Here is a 1253-nt window from a genome sequence, read left to right on the forward strand (position 1 = left end):
GTGGTTTAGACGAAATATGGAGTATTGATGAAAAAGATAGTATTAGTTACTGGTGGCAGTCGAGGGATCGGTGCGGCGGCAGCAAAGCTACTAGCAAAGCAAGGATATAGCGTTTGTATCAATTTTATTAAAAATGAAATTGAGGCCAATCGAGTAGTAGCCGAAATTGGACATGATGGAGGAACGGCAATAGCCGTTCGAGCAGATGTTTCAAATGAGAACGAAGTCATAAATCTGTTTAAGGTTATAGATGAATCTCTGGGTAAAATAACGCATTTAGTTAATAACGCGGGAATCTTATTACCGCAGATGCGCATATCAGAAATGACCGCAGCAAGGATTAATAAAGTACTTATAACTAATGTTACTAGTTGTTTTTTATGCTGTCGCGAGGCAAGTAAGCGCATGCAAAATGGAGGCTCAATCGTCAATATTTCATCAGCTGCTGCTAGGCTGGGCTCACCTGCTGAATATGTTGATTATGCTGCATCTAAAGGTGCTATTGATACGTTAACTAAAGGTTTGTCACTGGAACTTGCCAGCCAAAAAATTCGTGTTAACTGCGTGCGTCCCGGTTTTATCCACACGCAGATGCATGCCGACGGTGGCGAGCCAGAAAGAATTGAGCGTGTTAAACATTTAATCCCTCTGCAACGAGGGGGAACCCCGGAGGAAGTCGCGGCGTCTATTGCCTTTCTTTTATCCGATGATGCTTCATACATAACAGGCACCTTTATTGATATCGCGGGCGGTAAATAGCGGCATACAAAGACCACCAAGTAAATTCAACATAAACCCATTTAGATTTCTGGAGAGATCAAATTGGATAAAAAATTTTCATTTTTAGTTTTAATGTGCATGTTTTTTTTAAACGCGTGTATATCGCCCGATGATAATGTGTTTATTGATACTGGTATTAAAGCTACTTTACCAGAAACAATAGATGCCTACCTAAATACAAACCTAAGTTCTGATGAGCCTGGCGTTAGCATTTTGGTTAGAAAAAATGGCGAGTTGATATACAAGAACGTTAAAGGACTTGCTAATAAATCAAATCGTACCCTAATCAGTCATGAAACAGGATTTAGATTGGCATCTATTAGCAAACCTTTATAGCCCTAGTAATAATGCAATTTTATGAACAAAAAGCATTATTGCTGGATGATTCTATTTTATCTTTCTTACCCGAATTACCGCAGGAGTGGCAAGAAATTACAATTCATCACTTGTTGACACACCGTTCAGGAATCCCC

At 39.6% G+C, this 1253-nt stretch carries 1 protein-coding gene and 1 pseudogene; both read left to right on the forward strand.

From position 1 onward, the window contains the following. The first annotated feature begins 27 nt into the window (after positions 1–27). On the forward strand, positions 28–759 hold the full coding sequence (locus tag H5202_RS22695; RefSeq protein ID WP_182774008.1) for a glucose 1-dehydrogenase: 732 nt from the start codon (positions 28–30) through the stop codon (positions 757–759). A 99-nt stretch (positions 760–858) separates the two neighbouring features. Then, positions 859–1253 (forward strand): annotated as a pseudogene (locus H5202_RS22700) (serine hydrolase domain-containing protein); the annotation flags it as partial.

It is taken from the genome of Shewanella sp. SG41-4, from assembly GCF_014164505.1.
GTDB lineage: Bacteria > Pseudomonadota > Gammaproteobacteria > Enterobacterales > Shewanellaceae > Shewanella.